We start from the raw sequence: 25,969 nt of genomic DNA on the forward strand, positions 1-25,969 counted from the left end.
CCCGGGAAGTCCCCACACGCGTGGGGGTGAGCCGTCGTCCTCCGCGCGTCCGAACGCCGGGCCCGGGAAGTCCCCACACGCGTGGGGGTGAGCCGCACGGCGATCATCACCGACGACTACGACACGGCGAAGTCCCCACACGCGTGGGGGTGAGCCGATCCGCCCACAGCCTCGCGAGCGTTGCGTTCGGAAGTCCCCACACGCGTGGGGGTGAGCCGCAGGTCGGCGCTACCCCACCAGCTCACGACGGGAAGTCCCCACACGCGTGGGGGTGAGCCTCTGCGGTGTCGTGGCTGAATCCGATCGGAAGCGAAGTCCCCACACGCGTGGGGGTGAGCCGCCTTGGTCGTCGGTGCGGACGCCGCTGGTGCAGAAGTCCCCACACGCGTGGGGGTGAGCCGTCGGACATAGGCGTGATCGTCGTCATCGAAGAGAAGTCCCCACACGCGTGGGGGTGAGCCGCGGCCGGGTTCGATGGCGCACAGCTCGGCCGCGAAGTCCCCACACGCGTGGGGGTGAGCCGTCGATCCGGCCTTGGTCGTGCAGCTGGGCCCACGAAGTCCCCACACGCGTGGGGGTGAGCCGGCGCTCGCTGGCGGCACCGTGATCTGGGCGGAGAAGTCCCCACACGCGTGGGGGTGAGCCGAACCTTCCTCCGCGACACCATCGACGTTGCACGAAGTCCCCACACGCGTGGGGGTGAGCCGTCACGCAGGAACGCAAGGCCCAACGGCGTGCCGAAGTCCCCACACGCGTGGGGGTGAGCCGCCCGAACGCGGACGACACCAAGCCGAAACCCGGAAGTCCCCACACGCGTGGGGGTGAGCCGGATCATGCCGATATCGCCCCCGTCGGCTGGCTGAAGTCCCCACACGCGTGGGGGTGAGCCGACCGCCACGGCCCCGGGCTCCGAGGTCAAGCCGAAGTCCCCACACGCGTGGGGGTGAGCCGCTCAACTGGTAGTGCTGGGTCGCGGCGGTGTTGAAGTCCCCACACGCGTGGGGGTGAGCCGGTGCGCGGCGAGGACGATGTAGATCCGGACGGGAAGTCCCCACACGCGTGGGGGTGAGCCGGCCCAGGGGTCACAGTCGAGTTGGGCCCATGCGAAGTCCCCACACGCGTGGGGGTGAGCCGGGCAAGAAGAGCGGGAGCGCCGGGAGCACCGGGAAGTCCCCACACGCGTGGGGGTGAGCTGGCGGTGGACAGGGCGCTGATCCGGCGGTCCTCGAAGTCCCCACACGCGTGGGGGTGAGCCGAACGAGGCCGCCACCGAGGCGACCCCCGGCATGAAGTCCCCACACGCGTGGGGGTGAGCCGGTCGGCCGCAAACTCCAGGAGTGGGGAACGGAGAAGTCCCCACACGCGTGGGGGTGAGCCGCGGTATCGATGTATCGCGCGGGAGCCGACGAACGAACCCTTGTCCGGCTAGCCGCCCCCGCTGTGACCACCGAGGGGCCAGCGTTGCGGGCCACCATCGGTACCGCCGACGTGATGAGCGACGAAAACGTCATCCTCGGCGGCGGATTCTTCGCGGCCAGCGGACACTACGCGGGATCGTGGACCTTCGAACTCAACCCCGCCGCCCACAGCACATACCTCGACTTCCTCCGCATCGAATCCGACCACCGAGCACAGGGATTCGCATCCGCTCAGACCGGACACTTCGAGAACTGGCTGATCTCCCAGGAGCACCGGACGGTCAGCCTCCTCGCGAACATCGACATCGGCGGCTACGCATGGGCCCGCAACGGCTACTCCTGGACCGACGAAGACGGGACCGGGTCCGCCGGGGCCGGCGCGACCACGTCCGAGCGTTGCCGGTCGCCGGGAACAGCCTGGATACCCGGGCCAAGGGAGCCGTCCGCGACGGTCTCCGTGTCGACCTGCGCTGGATCATCCTCCACCTCACCGAGGAGACGGCCCGCCACAACGGCCACCTGGACATCCTGCGCGAGATGCCCGACGGCACGACCGGCGACCAGATACGGCGGAGATCACGCGCGGAGTCGGATCGAGGCGATGGTGACGGTGCCGTGGAAGATGTAGCCGCGCTTGTCGAACCTCGTGGCCATGGCTCGGGCGTTCTTCAACGCGCTTGTTCGCCCGGCGCCACTCGCAGATCGATATCACCGGATCGCATGCTCCGAACCTGGTCCGGTCGCCCTGCGAGTGAAACCGATGACGAGTCCTGTTCACGCCGCCCTGCCCCGAACCCCGACCGGCCGTACAGTCACAGATCGTCAACCCGGCGTCATCGACGAAGGTGTCCCGTGCCGCCTCAACCCGGTACTGGGTTCCGAAGGTCCCGCGCCCGACCACAATTCGTGAAGGACTCCATGGACGTCCCCGCCCCCCACGCCTGGCCCGTCTCGGTCAAGGGCGTCGTCGTCGACCCGAAGACCGGGTCCTGCTCCTGCGCAACGAGCGCCGGGAATGGGAACTCCCGGGCGGACGCCTGGAATTGGGCGAGGAGCCCGCCGAGTGCGTCGTCCGCGAGATTGCGGAGGAAACCACCTGGGACGCGAAGGCCGGCCCCCTGCTCGACACGTGGGTGTACCGGCCCATCCCCGGCCGGCACGTCCTGATCGTCACCTACGGCGTCCACCCCCTCGACACCGCCACCACACCGGTCCTCAGCCACGAACACAAGGAGATCGGACTCTTCGGCCGGGCCGAGATCCCCGACCTGTTCATGCCGGACGGATACAAACGCTCCATCGACACGTGGTTCGACCACCCCCACCGGGCCTGACCCGAACCGTGCCCACGAGAGCCGACCCGGCGACGATGTGGCGGTGGGCCACCCCCGCTGGCCAAACCGTCCTCACCACCCGCGACCTCGCCCGCATCCTGCGCCACCACCGCGCGGTCAACGCCCTGATCCCAACCGTGCCGGGCGAAGTCCTGGGCTAAGAAAAGACGTTCATCTCCACGCTGGAGAACCATCGCCGGACCATTTCCGACGTCGAATCCCGACGGCGCGTCGCCGTCCACCTGGGCATCCCACCGCACGTCCTGGCGTGACCGATCCGGGAGACGTCGACTTCGCCGTGATGCTCCGGTTCGGAGACTCCACCGTCCGCCTCGCCGAGATCGCCCGCCGAAGCGGACAGGCCACCGAGGCGGTCAACGAACTGTGGCCACTCGTCGCCCGCCCGGAGGCTCGCGTCGCCGACGGCCACATCGAACGCGATGTACTCCCTCTCCTCGGCCGTGCCCACACCGGCCTAGGCGTGGCCCTCGCACACATCCTCCCCGAAGAGCGCATGGCCACCGCCGCCCACTGGACCGGCAGGGGATTCGCCGTCACCCGCCGCGGTCCAACCCTTCCTTGCCCACGCCGCCGAGCACAGGGGGCTCTTCGACCGGACCTGTGCCACCAGCCGACGACTGCTCGACCGAACGGACCACGACGGACTGTTCAACCCGCTCACCCACCACGAGATCCACCTGCGCGGCCTGGTCGCCCTCGAGCCGCGCACCCGCCTCCGACTCCCCCGTCACAACCCGCGCCGCGCGCGCACCTCCCCGACCACGACGGCGACTTCCCGGGAGGCACGACGTGAGCAGGCACGACCATGTCCGAAGGTAGGGCGGACGGACGCACACCGATCGTGATCCGTCTGGGAAAAGACCCCGGCGTCCACGACATCGACCCCGCCGACCGTGATCTCAAGGTCATCCTGCGCGCGGAAGGCTTCGAGCCGGGAATCGACGAACCCCGAGTCTGGAAACCACCGCCGGACCGGGCGGGCGCCGCGATGGCCCACCTGCAGGCAGTCCTCGCAAAGCACCCCGCGTACGAGGTGGTCCCCCAAGAGACGGCCACAGACCGCGCCGCCCACCGAGCCCCCGAGTCGGCGGCCACCGTTGTACATGCCGGCACGGAGACCGCCGACTCGGGTACCCCCACGTCCGCGGCTCTCCCGTCACCCCACCCCGAAGACACCGGGCCGACCACCGACGGCACCCGCACCGACGGCCGCCCCATCGCCGAACCGCAGAACCCGCCGCCCGATCAGCCGATTTCGGCGCCCGACGGCCCCGACCAGCCCGCCACCGACGACACCGAGCAGCCGAACCCCACCACCTCTCCCGACCCGGCGCCGGACCCCGCGCACACCGCCACCGATTCCGCCGAGACGAACCACGACCCGGACGAACCCCCGCCCTACACCACCCGGGACGACGCCCACGCCCAAACCCGGAGCATCGACGACGCCGCCCACGCGTGGAAGGCCTCCATCGACAACCGATCCGACACACCGGACCACGTCCGCGAGCTCCGGGCCACCCTCACCGACGCCCTCCGCGCCGCCCGAACCGCCCACGACATCCACCTCGGCGATCCCACCGACGCCACGGACACCCCGACCGTCGGCTCCGACAACCTCCGCGTCCTCGCGGACCACGCCCGCACCCTGGTCTCCACCATCGAGAATCTGAGCCCGGCACTCACCGCCCGGACACGGAATCCCGAACGCGCCGCCCTCCGCGCCATATGGCAGCGCGCGCGCCACCACATGGACACCCTCGACGCCACGATTCGCGACCTCGACAGCGGCAATCCGCGGACGCTCGCCTGGACCCGAACCCACACCACACCACCGACCGAGGCCACACCACCCACCACCACCGAAAACCCCACCACCGAGACCGCCCAGGCCAAACCCGCCGACGCCCCTACCCGACCGCCCCAACCCGCGACACCACCCACCGACCCGCCCCCACCACCGCGATCCGAGTTCGACCACTGGAACGGCATCGCGCTCGAATCCGCCCACCGCCGCCACGCCCGCGACAACCGCCGGAGCCAGGGCCGAAGCCGCAACCCCCTCCGCCGCCGACACCACAGCGCCCTCATCCGCGCCTGGAACATCGCCACCGACCCCCGCGTCCCCCCGGACACACCCAGCCGGCACCTCCGGGACCTCCGCGACCGAGGCGACCGCTACGCCGCCGTAGCCCGAGCCGCCGCCAGACTCACCGCCTCACCCCAACGCCGCATCGAACGCGAGGCCCTGCACGAACTCCGCGTCGCCGCCGAACTCCACGCCCGCCACCTCCACCGCCAAGCCGACGCCCTCGACCCGCCCCACCGGCGACCGCGACTGCGGACCACGCGCTCCCCGTTCACCCCACGCCCACCCCGCCGGCGACCCGACCCCGACACGCTCCTGGCCCGCGTCGCCGAAGCGGAGGAACACGCACGACAGGGGATCGCCGGCCGCGACGCCCGAGCGAAGGCCCACCTGCACGCCACCGGGCCCGAACACGACCGACTCGTCCGGGACATCCGCGTCGAACACGCGACCGCGCACCAGGTCATGCGCGACGTCCGCGACCGCGCCTGGTGGCGCCGCGCCGACCCCGGACAGATCGCCGCCGTCTGGCAACGCGCCGTCGAATGGTCCGCCCACCACGACGTCGCCGCCGCACAAATCCTGCGCCACATGCAAGGCCGCATCCTCCAACACCACGGCGTCGAACTCCCCACCCCGGCGGTCAACGGCGTCAACCTCAACACCGCCATCGCCCGCGGCCACCCCACCCCCGCCGAAGGCCCCGCCGCCCACTGGACCTACACCGTCCGCGACCCCCTCCCGCACACCCGACTCATCGACCAGGGCCGACACACCGCCCTCGCCCGGGACACCCCCGACACCGTCGGCCGCCGCGTCCTCGCCGACCTCGCCGCCCGAGGCACCGACCCGGCGACCCTGCGCCGCGCCGTCGTCGAGGTCGTCCCCGCCGACCGACCCGACGCCGCACCCGTCGTCGTCACCGCCGCCCGGATCCCCGAGATCGGCCGCGACCAGGCCGCCCGCGACCGCGCCGAACACGACCTCGCCCAGGCCGGAGCCGCCCTCAAGTCCGCCCTGGACCACCGCTGGTGGGAGGACGCCCGCCCGGTCGAGATCGGCTGGATGTGGCGTGGCGTCCAGGACTGGGAAGAGGGCTCCGCCCGTACCGACGCCCTCACCTTCCTCGCCGACCGCGTCCAGGCCCACTTCGGCATCACCCTCGCCCCCGAGACCCCCGCCGTCGTGGTCACCGAACGCGTCCGCGAGTACGACCCCGCGCCGCTCGACCCCACCGGCGCCCCCGAGCGCGCCGTCGCCGCCCAAGCCGCCCGCCTCTTCGACCGCGCCCACCGCATCGAAGCCCGCATCGCCGCCGGGGACATCCCTGCGGCCGACGCCCCCGCCATGCGTCAGCAGGCCCGCTCCCACACCCTCCGCGCCCGCCACCTGGCCGGCCTCGCGAGCGACCCCGAGGAAGCGCGACACCTGCTCCGCGCCGCCCGCCCCCCGGCCGTCGACACCGACCGCATCCACCGCGACATCGCCGCCGAGTACCACCGGTCCTGGGGCCGCGCCCTCACCGACGACGAATCGGCCCGACTCCGCTCGATCCTCGAACGGGACACCGGCGACGCCGACACGGACCGCACGCCCGCGGCCGACCACGACCCGACCCGATCCGTCGAAGAGCCGCCCCGACGGCCGACGGCCGACTCCCCCGTACCACCGGACACTTCCCGGCAGCCGCCCCCGCCGAGCCCGGAAGCCGGACACCGCGAACGCGTCCCCGCACCGGTCGAACCCGCGTCTCGACAGCAGGATCCCCACCCGGGAACACCCGAACCGACGCGTGAGGCCGCCCGGGTGAGCGCGTCCGTCACCGATCGAGCCGACAACCCGCCGGCGCAGGTCCCGCGATCCGAGTCGGACGGCGCGACCCTGCGGATGGCCGATCGCCTCCTGAGGCAAGCCGAAGACGCCTTGGCGGCCGAGCACGCCCGGCCCCGCCCCCACCACCGATCCGGGCGGCACTCCGTCTCACCGGTCGGCCCGGGCGTACCGGCACCGACCGACGACGCCGTACCCGAGCTGAGCGGATAGGCCCCGCCCCACCCGACGAAAACCCGGCCCCATCGGCGGAACGCACCGCACCGGCCCCCGGTCCCCACACCCCGGGAACCGGTGCGTCCCGGCCCCGCCTCCCGCGCACCGTCACAACACGAACAGGCCCCGCACCTTCCGGATCATGGACATCGGAAGCCGCGCCCCATCCCCCACCCGCCGGCCGCAACTCGCCGACCGCGCCCCCACGTCACCGACGACCGGGCCCCACTCGGCCACCCCACCCGCCGGCCGCCCGTGCTGACCATCGCCCCCCGCAGCGACGTCACCTACCTGGCCAAGCAGGTCGCCCGCGGCGCCGAGCACTACCACCTCCGCGACGCCGCCATCGCCGGCGAACCCCCCGGCCACTGGCTCGGCCGCGGCGCCCCCGACCTCGGCCTGTACGGCACCGTCGACCACGCCGTCCTCGAAAACCTCTACCACGACTTCGTCGACCCCCGCCGCCGCGACGAACTCGCCGCCGCCATCGCCGACATCACCGACCCACTCGGCACCGACGCATGGACCGCGGCCGCCGACGCGGCCCGGGACACCGTCCGCCTCGGCCCCCGCCCCAGGGACTACACCACCGGCACCCGCGCCGCGATCGCCGAGGCCCTCGCCGCCGAACCCGACGCGACCCCCGCCCGACGCCGGCAGATCGAGGCCCGCGTCCGCGGCAAGGCCCGCACCGCCGTCAAGTACCTCGACCTCACCTGGTCCGCCCCCAAATCCTGGTCCATCCTCCACGCCGCCCTCCAACTCGCCGGCCGCGACACCGACGCCGACCGGGTCTGGGAAGCCTGGCTGACCGGAGTCCGCACCGGCCTCGAGTACCTCCAGGACAACGCCGGATTCGCCCGCGCCGGCCGCCACGGACGCACCTCCACCGGAGCCTCCACCGGCCGCTGGGTCGGCGCACACCGCTGGACCGTCGCCGCCTTCCCCCAACACACCTCCCGCGACGACGACCCCCAACTCCACGTCCACACCGCCGTCCTCAACCGCGTACACGCCGACGACGGCGCCTGGCGCACCCTGGACAGCCGCGGCATCCACCGCCACAAGCAGGCCGCCGGACACCTGTGCGAACGCGCCGCCGAAATCACCCTCACCCACGTCCTCGGCGTTGAATTCGCCACCCGCCCCGACCGCCGCGCCCGCGAGATCGTCGGCATCCCCGAATCCCTCCGCGCCCGCTTCTCCTCCAGGCGCCGCGCGATAGCCGCGGAAGTCACCGTCTACGCCGCCAAGTTCACCGCCGCCTACGGCCGCGAGCCCTCCGCGTACGAACTCACCGCCATCGCCCAACACATCACCCTGCTCCGCCGAGAGGACAAAAAACGAGTCCCGCTCCCGCGCACGGAACTCCTGACCCGCTGGGCCGAAGCCGCCCACCGCGACCCGGGCGTCGCCCTGACCGACATCCCCGCGGCCACCCTGCACCGCATCGGCCCGGAAGACGCCGAACACCCCGACCGAGCGGCGATCGTGGCCCGCGCCACGACGACCCTAGACGCCGTCAAGGACGCCTGGACCCGCCCGGACCTCGTCGCGGAACTGTGCCGCCGACTCCCCGACCGCCTCGCCACCCGTAACGTCCGGCACTTGGTGGACGACCTGGCCGACCAAGCCCTTGTGGGCGTCGTCCGATCAGACCCTGTCTCGTCGGGGCCGAGGGGCGGGTACATCGTCGAGGCCGCGTCGTTGCGAATGCGCCACTCGATCGGCGGCGACCACGAATCCGCCTCGATCGTGGGTCGCCTCGCTCCGGCACCGCGCGTGGTTGCCGCCGTCGAGTAGATCCGGGTCCGGGCGCCATCACCATGACCGGCTCCGCCCGCGGGCGAGGGATCGTCGGAGATCCGGCCACCTGATCCCGGAGGTCCCGCAGGCGGGTTCTGCGGCGGGTGCCGTTGCGGGCGTTCCCGCCCCGGCGCGCGCTCGCCCCACCGGTCCGGGCCTGCTCGGCCGCGAGGTGTTCGTCCATCTCCGCGTCGAGCGCATCCTCCATCAGGTGCTTCGCGAGCGCCTGCAACAGGCCGCCCTCACCGAGCAGACGCACCCCGCCCTGGCCTGCTCGGCCGCCTTCTCCGCCAGCTCGGCCACGGCCGCCGTCAACGTAGTGTCCACGCCCTGCCCGGTAGCCGGCGCGGACGTTCCCGAAACGTCCTCCACCGCACTCGACCCGGTCGTCGTAATCGCCACATCGGTCATCGGATACTCCCTTTGCGCAGGGTGTACACCGAGTCCTTGATAGTCCCTCCAAGGGTTCTCGGCCGATCCGGAATTCCCCACACCTAGGCATCGTGGGGGCGGTGGTTGTGGTGTGTGTCGGGGGCGGAGGGGGTCAGAGCCATTGGTATGTGTCGTCGTTCATGGGGGGTAGTAGGGCGGATGTGGTGTCGAGGGGTGTGTGGGGGTGGGGGAGTTGTGCGAGTGGGATGGGGGGGAAGAGGTTGAGTTTCGTGGTTTCGCGGTAGTTGGTCCAGACGATGGTTCCGGGTGTTTGGTTGTCGTCGATTTCGGTGGTGTGGAGGTGGTGGCGGGTTCGGGGGTGGATGTGGAGGCGGAAGACGAGGTGGAGTTTTCGGGGTGGGGTGGTGGGTCCGGGGCGGGTGACCATGGCGTCGATGATCCAGGTGAGGTCGGGGCCGGTGTGGGTTTGTTCGGGGTGTAGGCCGATTTCCTCGGCGAGTTCGCGTGTGAGGGCGTCGAGGAGGGGTTCGCCGGGTTCGACGTTGCCGCCGGGGAGGGTGTAGTGGTCGATTCCGTCGGGGTTGGTTCTTTTGATGAGTGCGACGGTTTCGTGTGCGAACACGGCTGCGGCGACGCGGATTTTGATGCGGTGGAAGGGTGGTTGGGTTGGGGTCATCGGGGGTTCTCGTTGTCGGTCGGGGGTGTGGTTTTGGTGGTGGAGCGGTTGCCCATTCCGCGTCGTGAGGTGTGCCAGTCGATGACTTCTCCCCAGGAGCGGAGGCCGTCGGTGTCGGTTGTGGGGAATGGGTTGGTGGAGTCGTCGGGGTAGAGGCGGGGGTAGTTGCGGATCTCGACGTAGTCGCGGTCGAGGCGGCGGGCGATTTCGGCGAGGGTGACGCGGTCGTGTCGTGGCCAGTGTCGGTCGGGTCGTGTGGGTGGTCCGAATTCGGGGTTGGTCGTGGTGTGGGCCCGGATCGCGGCTTCGACGGCGTCGCGGGGGTAGACCTTCATGGGTCGGCCTCGGGTGGCGCGGCGTTTGCCCAGGCCTTCGGTGGCCGCGGGCCATTGGGGCCAGTGGACCCATTCGCGGGTGACGGTCGCTTCGGTGACGTCGTAGTGGGCGGCGACGTGGTGGACGGTCCAGAATTCGGGTGTGTCCCAGGGGATGATCTCGGTCATGGGGGGTGCTTTCCGCGGGGGGACTTTTTCCGAATCTACTACGCTGGTCGGTGGTGGTGGCCTCGTGTCCGTCGTGGGGTCGGCCGGGGTGGGGTGGTGGCGTTTCGGGGTTCGTTCCCGGGCGCTCGCCGCCCCGGACCCCGGCGGCCTCCGGGGAGGGGTGGGCGTGCGGCGTGCGTGGGTGCCCGCTCGGGTCGTCGGTGGCGCCGGGCGCGGAGGTTGCGGTGTGGGTCGGTGCTCGTGTCGCTCCCCGTTCGGCCGCCGAGGGCTTACCGCGTCCGGCGTGGGGGTCAACCCGGGAAGAGCGCCCGGGTTGACCCCCACGCCGGACGCGGTCGGGGCTGTGCCCGGCCGAACGGGGAGCGACACGAGCACCGACCCGGGGGGAGCGGTGCGCGCCCGCGCACCGCTCCCCCCGGGGGCATGTCGCGTCCGGGGCGACCGGCGGTTCCGGGGATGGGAAGGACCATTGACCGATGGCACTTGCGACCGGTATCATGGAGGTGTCGGACGGAGGAAGGGAGACGGGAACGAGCCTCTTTTTTTACCCGAGACCGTAGTAGAATCGGAAGGAATTAGTTCATGCGAGACGACACGACATCCCAGCCGCACGGGTTGGCCGACCGCACGGCCACCGCACACGAGGAACTGACCGCCGCACTCGCGGGTCGCCCGCTCGTCAACTACGACCGCCACACCTCCGCCGGACGCGTCGCGCGCACCGGTCCCGCCCCGGTCGCGGCATTCCGCCCCGCCCTCGCCCTCGGCTCGTACTCCTCCTGGGACGCCGCGCGCGCCAGCGAGACCCTGGCCGCCGAGGACGACACCCACGAGCGCGGCGGCGGAGACGGCAAACACCAGTGGTGGCCCGTCATCGCCGACCGAGCCGCCGCCCGCGTCGCCGATTTCCCGCGTCCGCCCGTCGTCGCGGGATGGTGGGCGGTTCCCCACCTGTCCGACCTCGCCGGGCGAAACGGCACGGTCGCGGGCATCCCCCTCGCCACCCGCCACACCATCGAGGACAAAGCCGCCGTCGGGCACATCCTCCGCGACGCGGGAGTCCACGACCACATGATCATCCGCGCGCGCACCTACACCGGGCGACACCTGCCCGATCCGGCGGTCATGCGCAGGGACGTCGGTTCGCGCCGTCTGGTCGTGCAGTCGGGCCACGTCGGGGGCGGACGCGGCACCGTGTTCGTGAACGGCCGTCACGACATGCCCCGAGCCGCCGCGCTCCCCGGTCCGTGGCGCGTCTCCGCGTTCGTCGAAGGCTGGAGTTCCAACACCACCGTCGTCTCCATCCCCGACGGACACGGAGGCGTGCGCGTCTACGTCGACCGCCCCTCGCACAACCCCATGGCGATCACGGCCGTCGGTATCGGTCCCGCCAAGGGCGCCGGGAACGACTGGTCGTCCGCGTGGCCCGCGTCCGGCGTCCGCGACATCATCGACGCCGCCACGCGCATCGGTCGGTGGGCATGGCGCACACACCGCCTTGTCGGCATCTGGGGCATCGACACCATCTGGACCCCGCACGGTCCCGTGATCAACGAGATCAACGCCCGCAGGCAGGGCACCACCGAGGTCTCCGGCGTCAACCAACTCCTCACCGGATTCCCGCCGTTGGTGGTGGCCCATCTGACCACCCAACTCGGACACCGCGTGACGTGGCTGCCGTCCCCGGACGACTTCAACACGACCACCCTCGACAGCGCCCGAGGCGGCAAGCCCGCACCGTACTACCTCAAGATCCGAGCCCGCCGCCGCATGACCGCGCCGAACGACTTCCCCGGCGCCGGAATCTACCGACTCACCCCGAACGGTCTCCAGTGGGACCGCCCCGGCGCCAACCCCATCCAAGCCGACAGCGACACCGGACACGTGCTGTTGGCCAACGTCCCCCGCGCCGGAACGATCTCCCACCCCGGAGCCGAGATGGGCACCGTCGAGGGAATCACCGCCGGACCCGCCAGCCCGTTCGGCGGACCCCACGACCTCTCCCCCACCGGACGCGTCGTACTCGCGGCGTTCGACCGCCTGTTCACCCACACCGAAGGAGACCAGCAGTGAACCACGCCCTTCCGTCCCCGACGGACCAACTCCGGGCACTGCCCGACGAGGCATTCACCCGACTCCAGTACCTCGCCCCCGCCGCCGGATGCTTCAACCGGTGCGCATTCTGCTCCCAGGCAGCCGGACGCGACGTCTGGCAGCTCACCCGCCCCGGTCTCTACACGCTCATGAACGCCATGGCCACCGTCGCCGACGAACGCGGCATCGCCATCGCCCGAGGACGCGACGCCCACCGCCCGGGAACGATCTTCCCGTACCTGGACAACGACATCGCGAGCTACCCCCACCTCGACGACTACCTGTCGCTCGCCCGCGACACCCTCAAGACCAAGGTCCGAATCTCCACCGTCGGCTTCTCCGCCAACGCCCCGGACCTCACGGCCATGCATACCCGCATCGCCACCACCCTCGCCGACGTCCTGGACGGGGTCCGACTCTCCATCACGCCCTACACGACCGGATGGATCGACCACAACGCCGACTCCACCAGTCGAGCCCAGTTCACCGCAGACGTCGCGAACATCCTGCGCACCTACCGCCCCGTGTTCGACCGTCTGGGACACGGCGCAGCGACCGCCGCCGTCGAACTGCGCTTCGCACCGCTGTTGGGCAGGGTGCCCGTCACGGACACCCACATCGACGGACACCACGTCATCGCCGCCGGGCCACACACGCTCATCGCCGTCGAACCGACCACCGAACCGGCGCCGACCACCCGCGTGACGGGACTCGGCCCCGACAATCAACCCGAATTCACCACACCGCCCCGGCGCTACGTGCACATCACCGCCCGCGACACCACACCCAACCCCGCCACCGTGCGCGCAGCCCTACGCGACACCCTCACCCACCCCCACCACCGTCGCGAAGTCGACCTCTACCGATTCCGCAACGCGGACGGCCCGTACTACGCGATAGAACCCAACTTCCCCACCGGCGGGGGCTTCACCGCACTCCACATCTACCCCGCCACCAACCGGCGCGAGACATCCGGCTACACCGACGCCACACGGCCCTTCCTCAACGCCATCCTCACCGTCAAGGCAGCCCGGGGACTCGCCCGCCGAGACGCCTTCCCCGACGCCACCTGGACCGACGTGGACAACGTCCTACGCGTCCTCACCGACCGCGCCACCGCGCTCGACACCATCGACCCGACCGCCGCAACCCACATCCGCACGGCCATCCTCCCGGTCGTGACCACCTACATCACCGCCATGCGCACCGCCGACATGCCACCGTCCGCAGTCCTGTCCCGGGAATTCACCATCGACACCGGCCAAATCGTCAACCAGGGTCGCGCACGCGGACTCTTCCGAGGACTGGTCACCGTCGCCGACGAGCCGATGACCCCCCGAGAAGAACGCGGATACGGAGAAGTCAGCCTCTCCAGCATCCGGGGAACCGTCTGGCGCATCGCCCCCGTACCCTTCGCCAACGAACGACTGACCACAGCCGTCAAGGGCGACAAGAACACCGCCGCCCGAACCCCGACCATCGTGATCGAAGAACTCGACCCCCGCCACCTCCGCAACACCGACCGCGCCACAGGAAAGCCGCTCCGCCGCTACTTCCTGACCGGCGTGGACATCGAGCGCGTGACCCTTGAACAGGGACACATCCGCCGCTCCTTCCCCGGCATCACCCAGTAACCGCGAAACCCCGCACGAAACAGGTGTGCCGGACCCGAGAGAAGCGGGTCCGGCACACCGCCACGTTACCCCACCCCCACCGACAACCCCCCGACACACAACGCCCACGGCACGCAACATGCCGTGGGTACTCGCGCGCACACCAGGCTTCGGGTACAAGTAATCACCACCCACCCCGGCCCAACCGCCCGCGAGGAGCGTCCTTGATCCGCGCCAACCACCAGGCCATCGACACACAAGACGCCCTCACCATCTACGGCATCTCCCTTCGCACCTTCCGCCGCCGCATGAACACCCCCACCCCCGACCAACCCACCCCCATCAACCCCACCCACGGCAGTCGCGGACACCGACAACTCTGGGACGCCGAAGAAATCCGCGCACACGCCGAAGGCAGGCCCCTCCCCCCACACACCACCGAAGACCACCCCCAAGACCTCTTGGACCGCACCGAAATCGCCACACTCATCAACATCCACCCCGACACATTCGCCAAAGACCCCTACGCCCCACCCCCCGACCACACCATCTACGACATCCCCCACTGGTACCGCCACACCATCGAGCACTACCGCGACAACCGCCCCGGCAAGGGACACCCCAGAACCCCACCACCACAACCCTGAACCAAAACAGCCCTCACACCTGGTGCACTATCAGTGGTCATGCGCGTGGCGGGGCGATCGAGGACCGCTGGGCAAGGGGGCCGCCGCCCCACTGCTGGTTGCGGCGGGTCGAGCGGGTCGAACCGACTCGGGCCGCGCGACGCGGACTCTACGGCGCGTGCTCCGTGGTTGACTCGGGGTCGTACTCGGGACGGCGTCGAGGGTCGGCCTGGTCGGGCTCTTCGGCATGGCTCGGTTCTGGCTCTTGAGAGTGGAGTGCGACTCAGGCAAGTCGTTGCCTGATTACCTCAGTGTTTGGCCACGGATCGGTTACGTACCTGTGAATGTGCAGGTCGGCAAGTGAACTCCCCACGCAGGTGGGGGTGAGCCGAACAACGCCCAGGACGACCTCGACGTCAACGTGAACTCCCCACGCGGGTGGGGGAGCTGGGGCTGGCCATCCGGTGACTGCCGGAGGTGCCGGCTCCCGCGGAAGTTTGCCAAGTCCCCTCGCCCACCACATCACCTGCAGGCACACTCCCTGGCCCTACCGCCCCCGCCCCCTCGCCCTGATCCCGCCCGTCACATCGTCGTTGGTGGGCAAGTGACGGTGCTTCCTAGCATCGCCGCATGACGGCTCGGGCAATGGTTCAGGCGCGACGGCGCGGCGCGGCGGGGGTGGTCGCGCTGTGATGACGCTCCACAAGCTTGGGCCGAACGGGTGGGAGTACCTGGTCGATTCGGTGAGTGTGGCCGACGAGGGGCGTGGGCTCGGGCAGGATCTTGTCGCCTACTACGCCGCGACCGACAACCCGCCCGGTGTCTGGACGGGTGCGCTCGCCGAGGTGTTGGGGGTCGCGGGTACGGAGGCGGGCCGCGAGCAGATACGGAATCTCTTCGGGCACGGCCGGCACCCGATGCTCTTCCGGGAGTACGCGCGCACCCTCGTCACATCGCTCGACGCCGGCGCCACCTCCGGCGCCCTCCCCGGCCTCGGCCCCGACGTCACCCCCGGCATCGATCCCGACGCGCTCGCCCGGGCCCTGGAACGGCACCCCTCCGTGGTGGAACGTGTGTTGCCCGGCGCCGACATCGCCCATCGGGTCAACGAACGCATGGCCGTCGAAGGCGTCGACGTCACCGGCGCGGCCCGGACCGCGCTCCGCGACCGGATCCGCGGCGAGGAACGCGCCGCCGACGCCCGCCGCGTCGCCCACCTCGCGCGCCGTCTGGCGAAGAGCGCCAGCGCCGACGAGCGCGTCCTGGCCGACGTCCTCGTCCGCGCGAGTCCCGCCCACCTCGCCGCCGCCGCGGACGGGCTTCAGCTCGGGCGTGCCTTCCCCGTCCACCGCACCGTCGCCGAGCGCGCCGCGACCCGCTTTGTCGCGCATGCCGTCGCCCACCCCCACGCCACCGAGGCCGAACTCGCCCACGCCAAGGCCGAGATCCTGCGCGAGGAGGACACCCGCGGCGAACGCCAGGCCGTCACCGGGTTCGACCTCGTGTTCTCCCCGCCCAAGAGCATCTCCACCGCCTGGGCCCTGGCCGTGGTCACCGGCGACGACGCCACCCGGCTCGCCCTCGAGGAGGCGCACAACGACGCCGTACGCGCGGTCCTCGCCCGCCTGGAGAACGACGTGGCGTTCACCCGCCTCGGCGCTGGCGGCGCGGCGCAGGTCAAGGCGGACGGCGTCGCCGCGGTGGCGTTCGTGCACCGCACCTCCCGCGCCGGCGACCCGGACCTGCACACCCACGTCATCGTCTCCACCAAGACCCTCGGCCCCGACGGACGATGGCGTTCCCTCGACGGACGTGCGCTGTTCGCGGCCAAGGTCGCGCTCAGCGAGCAGTACAACTCGACCGTGCTCGACGGCGTCACCCACCGTCTCGGCTGGGCGACCGGTGTCCGCGCCGACCAGGTCGACCACGGCAGCCGCGCGATCCGCGAACTCGTCGAGATACCCGTCGCGCTCAACGAGGCCTTCTCCTCCCGCCGGGCCCAGGTCAAGGCCGAGTTCGCCACGCTGTATCGGAAGTTCCGCGAGACGCACGGCCGCGAACCGCGCCGCGGCGAGGAGTACGACCTCCTGCAACAGGCCACCTTGAACAACCGCCCCCGCAAGGACAAGGGCGGCACCGCCGCCGCCGAGGCCCGCCGGTGGCGGGAGATCGCCGAGAGTGTCCTGGGACCGGGGTACGCGACGTTCCTCGCCGGGCTGACGCACACCGCCCGGACACTGCGCGCCGACGACATCGGCGTCGAGCGGATCGCCGCCTGGGCCGCCGCCACCGTCGACGGCGTTCAGCACCACCGTTCCACCTGGACCGTGCGCAACCTCGAGGCGGAGGCTCAACGCGTCACCCGCGACACGGCGTTCGCCTCCTCCGAGGACCGCGCGGCGACGGTGTCCCGGATCGTGCGCCTGGCCACCGCCGAGGACCGCCTGCTCGACCCGGACACCGGCACCCGCGTCGTCCGGATCACCCCCGACGCCCTGATCGCCGAACCTGCGGCCCTGCGCCGCCCGGACGGCACCGGCGTCTTCCAACCGCACGCCGCCGTCCGTTACACCAGCACCGCCATCCTCGACGCCGAACGCCGCCTCCTCGCCCACGCCCGCGCCGGCGGCGCCCCCACCCTCTCCCGCGCCGCCGTCGACGCGGCCCTGGCCGAGTCCGCGCGCGAACACGGCCGCACCCTGGCCCCCGACCAGCGGGCCGCGGTTCGCCATCTCGCGCACAGCGGCACCTGGTTGACGTCGCTGATTGGCCCGGCCGGCACCGGCAAGACCACCACCCTGCGCGTTCTCGTCCGCGCCGCCGAACTCGACGGCTGGACCGTCGTCGGCCTCGCCCCCTCCGCCCGCGCGGCCCGCGTCCTCGCCGACACCGCCGGGATCGCCACCACCGAGAACACCCACCAATGGGCAGCGCAACTGCGCGGCGGCGCCGTGGCCCCCCACCCGCGCACCCTCGTCCTGATCGACGAGGCCGGCATGGCCGGCACCCTCACCCTGGACGCCATCACCCGCGCCCACGTCGCCGCGGGCGGCGTCGTACGCCTGGTGGGCGACCCGCAGCAGCTCGCGGCCGTCGAATCCGGCGGCGTCCTGCGCCACCTGCAACGCCACGCCGACAGCGCCGAACTCACCAGCGTCTGGCGCTTTCGCGAACCCGACGGCACCCCGCGCACCTGGGAGATCGACGCCTCGCTGCGACTGCGCGACGGCGACACCACCGTCGTCGAGGAATACCTGCGCCACGGCCGCGTCCACGACGGCTCGCTCCAGTCGATGACCGACCGGGTGTACCGGGACTGGCGCGCCGACACCGCCGCCGGCCGGGTGTCCCTGATGATCGCCTCCACCAACGCGCTCGCCGGCGAACTCTCCGAGCGCGCCCGCGCGGACCGCGTCGCCGCCGGCGAGGTCGAGCGCGACGGCGTCGCGTTGGCCAACGGCGGCCGCGCCGGCGTCGGGGACCGCGTGGTCACCCGCCGCAACGAACGCGCCATGTCCCTGTTCGCCGGCCGCGACTGGGTCAAGAACGGCGACGTCTGGGAGGTCACCGGCCGGGGCCGCGACGGAGCGCTGACCGTACGCCATACCGAGCACGGCGGCACGATCACCCTGCCGCCCGCCTATGTGGGCAGCAGCGTCGAACTCGCCTACGCCTCCACCACCCACCGCGCCCAGGGCATGACCGTCGACGTCGCCCGCGCCCTGGTCAGCGCCGACCTCGGCCGTGAGAACCTGTACGTGATGGCCACCCGCGGCGCCGCCGCCAACCACCTGTACGTCGTCGTTGACGAAGGCCTCGACCTCGACGGACACGTCCCGGCCGGCCAACGCCGCACCGCCCGCCAGGCGTTGACCGCCGTGATCGCCCGCGGCACCACCGAGAACGCCGCCCACGACGACATCGCCGCCGCCCTCACCGCCCGCACCTCGCTCGCGACCCTGACGCCCCGGTACCGCTACGCCCACGGCCTGGTCTCGTACCGCCTCGACGACGAGGAACAGGCACGCGCCGCGGACGTCGTCCGCGAAGCCCTTCCCGACCCGCTCGTCGACCGGGCCCTCGACGACGAGGCCTGGCCCGCCCTCGCCTACTACATCGCGCTCGCGGGCACCCGGGATCGCGACGCGCACGACACCCTGACCCGCGCGCTGACCCAGGACTTCTCCGTGCCGCCGGGCGAGGTCGTCGAGGAGTTCGCCGCAGTGAACAGTCCGGCGCAACTGCTCGCGTGGCGCATGGAACAGCGGCTGTACGGCGAGGACAAGCCGCCGCGGTCGGGAACGATGCCGTGGCTGCCCGTCCCGCCCCGGCCGGAATCCGCCCGCGAACACGACACCGCCGACGTCATCGCGTACGCCCGCTCCACCTACGAACGGATCGAGGCCCGCGCCGCACACCTGGCCGTCGCGGCCGTCGTCGCGCCGGGCCTCGACGGCGCGGGCGACGACCAGTCCTGGACCGTCACCCTCGGGGCGCTTCCCGAGACCGGGGTCGAACGCGAGGGTTGGCTGCGCACGGCGGCGGCCGTGGCCGCGTATCGGGAGACGTTCGAGGTGCGCGGGCCGCTTCCGCTCGACGAGCCCACCGAGGGCGAGTCGATCGTCAAGACCGTGGCCCGCGACCACGTCGCCGCGATGCTCGCAAAGCAGCGGAGCGGCGAGTCCGTTGTTCGGGCGTCGGACGGCGACCGGCCCGGTCCGGGGCGCGACCTGGCCGCCGCGGACGCGCCCGCGCTCGACGCGCTCGCCTCGGACGCCGCCACGCTCGACGCGGCGGCTCTCGCCCGCGCCATCGAGCACACCCGGAAGCAGCACCTCGCCCGGAAGAACCGGGCCGCGAAACTCCACGACCGGGCCGACACCATCCTCGCCCGCGCCGAGGCCGGACAAGGCCCGGCCGCGCGCGGTTTGTACGCCGACTCGGTCGAACTGACCCGACGCGTCGACGCCATCGAGCGCGTCCCCCTCCTGGAGAAGACCCTGCGCGCCGCCCACGACCGCCTCGGCACGGCCGTCGTCGCCCTCGGCACGGGCCGCCCGAACAGCCTCGACCACGCGCGGGCGCGGGTGGAACGCGCTCGCATCGAACGTGTGAGCGGCCTCCTCGACCGGGCCCGGCAGGCGGCGGGATCCGAGTACGAATGGGACGCGGTACGCGCCCGGCACACCCACCTGACCCGCACGCTCGACCTCCACCGCGAGGCCGCCGCGGCCGTCGACCGCGCCACCGGACTTGCCGTACGCGCGGACGCGGACCGGCTTGCCACCCGGGCCCACCAGGCCCGCGCCGAACTCGACGCGCTGCAAACGGAACTGCGCGCGCGGGTCGGCGGGGGCGGGGGACGCGGCCTCGGCGACATCACTCGGGCACTCGACGCAGTCGCGACCACGAGGGCGCCTCGGCGAGCCACCCCGACCGGCGGGGCCGTCGGGCCCGGCGGCAGGCCGGAGCGGCGGCCGATGGTGCCCCAGGCGGGCCCCGAGCTCGCCCCCTGATCCGCCGGGCCGCGCTGGGACGGGTCCGTACGGGTGGGCGATCAGGGGCGGGGGCGGCGCGGATCGCACCGAAAGGCCTTCCCGGGATCGGTCACGCCCGCCCGCTCCCCCGCACCTTCCCCGGTGACGGCCGACGTGCGATCACCGGACGAGAGGACGAACCCATCGGCGCGACCCACCCGCCGGTCGGCGATCCACGGACCCCGCCCGGTAGCTCATTCGTCGGCCCCTCCGTCGGCCCTTCGCCCGGCCCTTCGCCCGGTCGTTCGTCTGGCCGTTCGCCCGGTTCCTCTCCGGGACATGAGCGAGTGGACCTGGCGTGGGAGGCGTGGACCGGCAATCCGCACGGCGAATGGTCTGACACCGACGACGCGGCCCGGGCGCTGAACCGAAGCTGGCACGCCCTGCGCGTCGCCCTGCGCTGCGGCGAAGACGCCGAAGTCCTCCTGGCCCGGCGGTACGCCGACCTGGCGGCCGCCGCGCGCGCGACGCTTCCGCACGTCCACCCGGACGCGCGGCGAGCGCTGAACGCCGTGTGCGAACGAGCCGCCGAGCGAGCGGCGGAACTACGGCGGCCGGTAGACCGCGCATCCGTGCCCAGGGGCATCGCACGCGCCGAGGCCACAGGCGAGCAGCCTCGCGCTCGGACCGGCGCGGTGGTGGCAGCGGTACAGGCGAGCCGTGCCCGACTGAACACGGCTCACGCAGCTTGGCGGGCCGGCGAGGACATCGTCCCGAGGGGCGGCGCCGAGGTCTTCGCCGCACTCGACCGGGCATGGACGGCGACGCGGGACTACCGTCCGGTCGAGGGGATCGACGAAGCGGACGGTGCCACCCGCGCCGAGCAGGCCGAGCAGGAGGGCAGGGCTTGCCTGACCCTTGCCCACCACGCCCACACCCTCGCCGCCCTCCCCCAGGGCACGCCCACACGCGCCCGGTTGCACGACCTGCGCGTCCACGCCGAACACACCGCGCACGCGCTGCGCGCCCTGGCCCGGCTCACGAACCCGCCACCCCCATACGCCGACGACGGGCCCGACCGAGGCGGCCGTCCGACTCGGCGCGGCGCTGCCGACCCCCCGTCGACGACCCGCCCCATCCGCGCACGGCTCACCGCGCGCACCCTCGGCGCCGCGATCGCCCGGACCGAACTCACCCGCCCCCCGGCGCCGGACCGCGCATCCGACCCGGACGGCAACGGACTCCGCGCCCTGTACCGCGCCGACCGCACCGTGATGCGAGCCGTGTGGCATCGCGCCTGGTGGGCGCGGGCCACCCCGGAAGACATAGCTCAAGCCTGGACATCGACGTCCCGATGGGCCGCCTCCGGAAGCGCCTACGCCGCGACGACACTCCGCCGACTCCGCGGCCGCGTCCGCCAGTACACCGGCCTCGAACCCCCACCACCGAACCCGGGCCCGGACCTGAGCGCGGCCCTCGCGGCCGAATTGATCCATCCACCCCACGGCCACATCGTCTGGTGGCACTGCACCGCCCACGACCCGACCACCGGCACCCAAGTCCTGCCGGAATCCCGCGAACCGGCCACCGCGTGGGAGCATCCGGAGGAGGTGGCCGCCCGAATACACGCCGACCTCGAACACATCCACGGTCTGCGAGCCGACATCCTGCGCCGAGTCCACATCACCACGACACCGGAAACCACCGACGCCGATCACCGCGCAGCCGTTGGAACCCGCGTCCGCAGCACCGACATCAACCGCATCCGCCAAAGAGCGGCCTTGCGACACCGCCAAGAGCACCACACCACCCGGCGAGCCGCGCTCCTACGCCAAGACCTCGACACCACCTGGCGTTCGACCGCCACCCCCGCCGAGACCACCGCCCTCGAACGCGAGGTACGCACCTGGCCGCCAGGCCCCACACGCGAAGACATGCTCACGTTCCTACAACACCAGACCTGAGGCCCGCCCTCCGCGGACCGCGGCGGTAGGTGCCCAACCTCTCTCCGCAAAACACCACCCTCAGGACCGACCTGGGGGTGAGCCGCGCTCCCGCTCCGTGCGTTTCGGCGAGGGCGACGTCCGCGTCTGATCGTCCATCGGCGCATCGTCCAGGACCGGGACTCGCCGACACCACGCGGGGGCGGGCGACCGTACCGGGCGGTGTTCACGATGCGGGCCGGGTAGCAGCCACGAGCAGAGATCCCGAAGACATGCTCTGTAGTCGGTCTATAGTGGCCCTATGACAACGACGACGATCCAGGTCCCGCGGGAGACCCGCGATCATCTCGCGCAGCTGGCCAAGGAACGCGGGTTGAGCATCGGCCAGCTGGTCGAGGTACTCGCGGCCGAGCAGCCCACCGCCGCCCAACGCGCCGAGCGTCTGGCCGCCGACCGCGAGGCGGTGCGCTCGGTGATCGGGGTCCCGATCACCGACGAGGAATTCGAGCAGGCGCCCGACATCCTGGCCAACATCCACCGGATCGCCGCGGAGAAGGCCCGGAAACCCCTCGCGTGATCATCCTGGACACCGGCGCCGTCAAAGCCCTCGCCGCCGGCCACAAGACGCTCAACCTCCTCGCCGGCAACATGGCCCGCACCCCCGGGGATCATCTCGTGATCCCGGCCCTGTGCCTGACCCAGGCCGAAGCCGACGAACAGGACGTCTCCCGCCGAGTCCTGGCCCTGACCAGCGTGAACGTCGACCCCCTGGACACCGTCGCGGCGATCGGCGTCGGCACCATGATCCGCGACAGCCTCGGCGGCCCGGACACCTGCCACGCCCTGTACTGCGCCCTCCCCCGGGCAGAGTTCACCGGCATGTCCATCCTGCTCACCCCGCACGAGGACGCCTATCCCCCGGGCATCATCACCGTCGACATCGACTCACCCGGCATGCTCGGACACTGGTAACCCAGGTCGCCGAGAACCGGGTCCCGGACTGGCAGGCACCCGGTGCGGGAGATCGAACCCGCTCGTCGCGAGTTGCTCCGAGAACAGAACCCACGGAACGTCGAGCGGGGCGCTGCGTGCGGGAATGTCCGGCTCGCTCCGGGGTGCTCGACTCCGATTGTTGAAGCTGGGCGGGGAAGACCGATCCGGTGCCGAGGAAGGGCACCCGCCGGTGTCTACTCTTCCGGCCGTAGGGGCGCGATCGTCAGCAGCCCGCACCCATATGCCCGCCCTTTTCCGACGCCACCGATCATCGCGGCCCGCAGCGCGTCGGGATCGACGATTTCTGCGGTGCCCTCGAAGCGGACGCGGTGGTGGCGCACCTTCTGAGCGCCACCACCGGTGCCGCTCCGGCCGACAGCGGCGTCCAGGGGGTGGGAGAGGTGGGTGTAAATCTTGAGACCGGCCAGGCCCGCCCGACGGTGCCACCAATCGTCGGCGTGGCGGCCGTGGAGGGCAACGAGGGGAGGCAGGTTCCTGTACAGCTCCCGCGTGGTGTGGCCGGGGCGGCGAACGGGGTTGGCATCGCAGCGGTAGGACAGGCGGCGGCCATGGGCAAGGGCGTTCAGGAGCGGCTCGATGTCGCGAGAAGCCGAGTCGACCGCGTATCCGTTCGGGAACCGCCCGGGAGCGACCTTTGTGTTGCTCTGGACCATGAGTACGACCTGTCGCTCGGCCTGCTCGACCCGGTGCAGTACACCGAAGTGGCTTCGTGCCCCTTCGATTTTGGGCAGGTCCGGGAAGAGGGACATCACGCGCCGGTGCATGGCGACGGCGTCGCGCAGTTCCCTGCGCACGTCGGCCCGGGAAGTGTCGAGAGTGAGGCGGGCGAGCCAGGTGGTCATACGGCGGCCTCCGGACCGTCGGGCGAGGGCACGGCGGTGGTGTGCAGATGGGCGGCGAGGGCTTTGAGGTAGTTGTTGCCGAGTTCGCCGGTGTACAGGTGCTCGGGCGGGTGCCAGGAACCCCGGTAGAGCCGACGGGTGCGGAAGGTACGCCGGTCCGCGGCCGTGTCGACCGGTTCGTCTTGAACCTCGGTGCCGGGGCGGGTGCCGTCGTCGGGATCGTCGGGATGGCGTGGAAGCCAGCCGAGGGGGCGGTCGGCGAGCAGCGTCACCACGGGAGCCGGGGCCAATGCGGGCAACGGGACTAGAAGAAGGCCGCCGAGGACGTCGGAGCTGCGGTCGAGCAGGACGGGCCCCTCGGGTGGGCAGCCGCGACGGCCCAGGTACAGGGGCCAACGCGGCGCGGCCAGCGCCTCGGCGCAGCGGTCGAGTACCCGCTCCTCCTGACCGCTGAGTGCGCAGACGAAGGCGGCGTCGGCGAGGTAGAGACGGTGGCCGTACACGGTGGACGTGTTGGCGCCGCGGGTGCCGCCCTTGGCCGTTTGCACGGTGTCCTTCGGGGCGAGGCCACCGCCGACGGTGTGCAGGTCGCGCAGCACGTAGCCGGCGCGGTCGATGCGGACGGTGAGTCTCAGTTGTCGCAGATCGTCGTTGGCCTGCCCTCGATGTCGGCCGAGCGCGCAGGACAGGAGGCCGAGCACACCGGACTTGGTGGGAAAGGCCGCGGTGTCACGCTCTTCGGTGAAGTGGCTGCGCTCTCCCCAGGATTGCAGCGGCGCGGCGAGGCGCAGCAGCAGCCCGGGCTCCTGTGGCGGCTGGGGCGCCTGGAGCGGCTGTGGTGCGGTCACGCGCCGCCCTCCAGCGGGGCGAACGCGGCCGCCACACCGGCCTCGACCAGTGCGTCGAACGTGTCGAGGCGGGTGCCCAGTCCTTCGATCTCCCGACCGGTGCCGGCCCAGTGGGCAGCGAGGATGCGGTCGGTGCCCATGAGCGTGGTGGCGGTTTGTGCGTACTCGACGAGCTGGTCGCGGGAGGCGGTGCCGTGTCCGCCGCCTTGCGCGGAGCGCACGGGGGTCTCGAAGGCGGCGGCGAAGGACAGCGGGCGGTCGCTGCGGACGCTGATGTGGACGAGGTCCGGTGCGGTGTGCGGTGCGGTGGAGTTCTTCTTCGCCTGCGGCAGGGAGCGGATGAAGGAGGAGAGGAAGGCCCCGGCGATGTTGCGGGCGTCCTCGGAGACGTCCCGGGGACCGTCGGAGGAGGTGTGGACCTTCCCCATGTTGGTGACGAGTTCGCGTAGGTCGATGGTGGCGAACCGGTAGAAGGTGCCGGCGGAGAACTCGGCCTCGTTGAGGTGGCCGCTGCCGGTCTCGCCCCATGCCGCGTTCAGGTCGTCGACGGCGGTGAAGTAGTCGACTTGGACATCGCTGCGGTGGGTGGTGAAGGCGTGCGCGACCTGGACCGCGCCGTCGACGTCCGCGTCGTCGACTTCGGTGAGCATGCGGCCGAAGGTATGGATGACCGCGTTGCCCCGACGGATGATCTCTTGCACGTCGGCCGCGGGGAGCGGCGACTTGTCGGACGCCTTTTCGATCTTCTTTTTCTTGATCTTGTCGGGGTGTTCGGCGGCGAGGTCGGCGAGTTCTTCGATCGACTCGGCGGACAGGTAAACGAGTCCGTTGGTGATGGCCTCGTAATCCTCCTGGTCCGGCTTCCCTTCGATGCCGAACTTGATGTTGGAGGCTGCCACGATGTGAGCGCCGGCCAGCCGTGCTCCTTGCTGATCCCAGCCGTGCTTCTCTGCGAGAACCTCGGCAACGGCCCTGCCGATCCGACGAGTTCGGGTGGCGAACTGGCCGATCTCCTTCTGGAACTCCTGGCGCAGCGCCCTCTTCCAGGACTGGCTGCTGACGCGGGTGCGCCGTACGCCGCCGTAGTCCACCGTCTTGACGGCGTTGAGGTCGTCGCGGTTCAGCGTGGATACGGGGACGCTCTGAAGGACGTGTACGTCCACGAAGCAGGCGGGCAGGTGCGCGGTCGGCACGGAGGACTCCTTCTGGAGTGGTGTGCGAGGAGG

Annotated in this window: 17 protein-coding genes, 1 pseudogene and 1 CRISPR repeat array; of the genes and pseudogenes, 12 read left to right on the top strand and 6 right to left on the bottom strand. The window is 71.6% G+C overall.

Going from position 1 to position 25,969, the window contains the following annotated elements; genetic code table 11:
* Positions 1-5 precede the first annotated feature (5 nt).
* Positions 6-1,378: a CRISPR direct-repeat array (repeat unit 29 nt; unit sequence GAAGTCCCCACACGCGTGGGGGTGAGCCG).
* Between the two features lie 442 nt (positions 1,379-1,820).
* The 3 genes and pseudogenes from A3IC_RS67880 to A3IC_RS70365 all read left to right on the top strand — a co-directional run.
* Positions 1,821-1,979: pseudogene (locus A3IC_RS67880) on the top strand (mycothiol transferase); the annotation flags it as partial.
* A gap of 284 nt (positions 1,980-2,263) precedes the next feature.
* The gene (locus A3IC_RS59380; protein WP_245599798.1) at positions 2,264-2,752 is read left to right on the top strand and encodes an NUDIX hydrolase; all 489 of its coding nucleotides are present in this window, start codon (positions 2,264-2,266) and stop codon (positions 2,750-2,752) included.
* A gap of 8 nt (positions 2,753-2,760) precedes the next feature.
* A complete protein-coding gene (locus A3IC_RS70365) occupies positions 2,761-2,913 on the top strand; it encodes a hypothetical protein (RefSeq protein ID WP_020555740.1) in 153 nt (50 codons plus the stop codon).
* On the opposite strand, the gene A3IC_RS70370 is transcribed toward A3IC_RS70365, so the two are convergent.
* The gene (locus tag A3IC_RS70370) at positions 2,910-3,221 is read right to left on the bottom strand and encodes a hypothetical protein (protein ID WP_020555741.1); all 312 of its coding nucleotides are present in this window, start codon (positions 3,219-3,221) and stop codon (positions 2,910-2,912) included. The two genes, A3IC_RS70365 and A3IC_RS70370, sit on opposite strands and share 4 nt — an antisense overlap.
* A 357-nt stretch (positions 3,222-3,578) precedes the next feature.
* On the opposite strand from A3IC_RS70370, the gene A3IC_RS0140340 reads away from it, so the two are divergent.
* Positions 3,579-6,905, top strand: coding sequence for a hypothetical protein (locus A3IC_RS0140340; RefSeq protein WP_040877965.1), 3,327 nt, complete (start codon positions 3,579-3,581; stop codon positions 6,903-6,905).
* Positions 6,906-7,163: 258 nt separating this feature from the next.
* The gene (gene mobF, locus A3IC_RS0140345) at positions 7,164-8,711 is read left to right on the top strand and encodes a MobF family relaxase (protein WP_020555744.1); all 1,548 of its coding nucleotides are present in this window, start codon (positions 7,164-7,166) and stop codon (positions 8,709-8,711) included.
* A 547-nt stretch (positions 8,712-9,258) separates the two neighbouring features.
* Here the strand turns inward: mobF (A3IC_RS0140345) and A3IC_RS0140355 are convergent.
* Together A3IC_RS0140355 and A3IC_RS0140360 are read right to left on the bottom strand one after the other, a co-directional pair.
* Positions 9,259-9,783 (bottom strand): NUDIX hydrolase, encoded by a 525-nt coding sequence (locus A3IC_RS0140355; protein WP_020555746.1) that lies wholly within the window; start codon positions 9,781-9,783, stop codon positions 9,259-9,261.
* Positions 9,780-10,286, bottom strand: coding sequence for a hypothetical protein (locus A3IC_RS0140360; protein ID WP_020555747.1), 507 nt, complete (start codon positions 10,284-10,286; stop codon positions 9,780-9,782). The genes A3IC_RS0140355 and A3IC_RS0140360 overlap by 4 nt, the downstream gene beginning before the upstream one ends.
* 582 nt (positions 10,287-10,868) lie before the next feature.
* Here A3IC_RS0140360 and A3IC_RS0140365 point away from each other — a divergent pair.
* The 7 genes from A3IC_RS0140365 (at position 10,869) to A3IC_RS0140400 (ending at position 23,011) form a co-directional block, all read left to right on the top strand.
* Complete coding sequence (locus A3IC_RS0140365; protein ID WP_020555748.1) at positions 10,869-12,359, top strand: hypothetical protein; 1,491 nt, start codon at positions 10,869-10,871, stop codon at positions 12,357-12,359.
* Positions 12,356-14,014: a hypothetical protein gene (locus tag A3IC_RS0140370; RefSeq protein WP_020555749.1), complete on the top strand. Its 1,659-nt coding sequence runs from the start codon at positions 12,356-12,358 to the stop codon at positions 14,012-14,014. Before A3IC_RS0140365 ends, A3IC_RS0140370 begins: the two co-directional genes overlap by 4 nt.
* Before the next feature lie 203 nt (positions 14,015-14,217).
* Positions 14,218-14,640, top strand: coding sequence for a hypothetical protein (locus A3IC_RS59385; RefSeq protein WP_020555750.1), 423 nt, complete (start codon positions 14,218-14,220; stop codon positions 14,638-14,640).
* Between the two features lie 671 nt (positions 14,641-15,311).
* A complete protein-coding gene (gene mobF, locus A3IC_RS63320) occupies positions 15,312-20,135 on the top strand; it encodes a MobF family relaxase (protein WP_020555751.1) in 4,824 nt (1,607 codons plus the stop codon).
* 308 nt (positions 20,136-20,443) lie between these two features.
* Complete coding sequence (locus tag A3IC_RS0140390; protein ID WP_020555752.1) at positions 20,444-22,060, top strand: hypothetical protein; 1,617 nt, start codon at positions 20,444-20,446, stop codon at positions 22,058-22,060.
* 280 nt (positions 22,061-22,340) lie between these two features.
* The gene (locus A3IC_RS0140395) at positions 22,341-22,616 is read left to right on the top strand and encodes a hypothetical protein (protein WP_020555753.1); all 276 of its coding nucleotides are present in this window, start codon (positions 22,341-22,343) and stop codon (positions 22,614-22,616) included.
* Entirely contained in the window at positions 22,613-23,011 is a 399-nt protein-coding gene (locus A3IC_RS0140400) for a PIN domain-containing protein (protein ID WP_020555754.1), read from the top strand. Before A3IC_RS0140395 ends, A3IC_RS0140400 begins: the two co-directional genes overlap by 4 nt.
* Positions 23,012-23,226: 215 nt before the next feature.
* On the opposite strand, the gene cas6e is transcribed toward A3IC_RS0140400, so the two are convergent.
* From cas6e to cas7e, 3 genes are read right to left on the bottom strand one after another with little or no spacing between them, the layout of a single operon-like run.
* Complete coding sequence (gene cas6e / locus A3IC_RS0140405; protein ID WP_020555755.1) at positions 23,227-23,895, bottom strand: type I-E CRISPR-associated protein Cas6/Cse3/CasE; 669 nt, start codon at positions 23,893-23,895, stop codon at positions 23,227-23,229.
* The gene (gene cas5e / locus A3IC_RS0140410; RefSeq protein ID WP_020555756.1) at positions 23,892-24,743 is read right to left on the bottom strand and encodes a type I-E CRISPR-associated protein Cas5/CasD; all 852 of its coding nucleotides are present in this window, start codon (positions 24,741-24,743) and stop codon (positions 23,892-23,894) included. Before cas5e ends, cas6e begins: the two co-directional genes overlap by 4 nt.
* Positions 24,740-25,936 (bottom strand): type I-E CRISPR-associated protein Cas7/Cse4/CasC, encoded by a 1,197-nt coding sequence (gene cas7e, locus A3IC_RS0140415; RefSeq protein ID WP_020555757.1) that lies wholly within the window; start codon positions 25,934-25,936, stop codon positions 24,740-24,742. Before cas7e ends, cas5e begins: the two co-directional genes overlap by 4 nt.
* Positions 25,937-25,969: the final 33 nt, after the last annotated feature.

This window comes from Embleya scabrispora DSM 41855, from assembly GCF_000372745.1.
GTDB classification, from domain to species: domain Bacteria; phylum Actinomycetota; class Actinomycetes; order Streptomycetales; family Streptomycetaceae; genus Embleya; species Embleya scabrispora.

What these genes read in the sequence shown, in the direction of transcription:
- A3IC_RS0140365 (WP_020555748.1), top strand. Translation starts at nt 10,869, where the DNA reads ATGCGAGACGACACGACATCCCAGCCGCACGGGTTGGCCGACCGCACG.
- cas6e (WP_020555755.1), bottom strand. Translation starts at nt 23,895, where the DNA reads ATGACCACCTGGCTCGCCCGCCTCACTCTCGACACTTCCCGGGCCGAC.
- A3IC_RS0140340 (WP_040877965.1), top strand. Translation starts at nt 3,579, where the DNA reads ATGTCCGAAGGTAGGGCGGACGGACGCACACCGATCGTGATCCGTCTG.
- A3IC_RS0140395 (WP_020555753.1), top strand. Translation starts at nt 22,341, where the DNA reads ATGACAACGACGACGATCCAGGTCCCGCGGGAGACCCGCGATCATCTC.
- A3IC_RS0140355 (WP_020555746.1), bottom strand. Translation starts at nt 9,783, where the DNA reads ATGACCCCAACCCAACCACCCTTCCACCGCATCAAAATCCGCGTCGCC.
- mobF (WP_020555751.1), top strand. Translation starts at nt 15,312, where the DNA reads ATGACGCTCCACAAGCTTGGGCCGAACGGGTGGGAGTACCTGGTCGAT.
- A3IC_RS0140360 (WP_020555747.1), bottom strand. Translation starts at nt 10,286, where the DNA reads ATGACCGAGATCATCCCCTGGGACACACCCGAATTCTGGACCGTCCAC.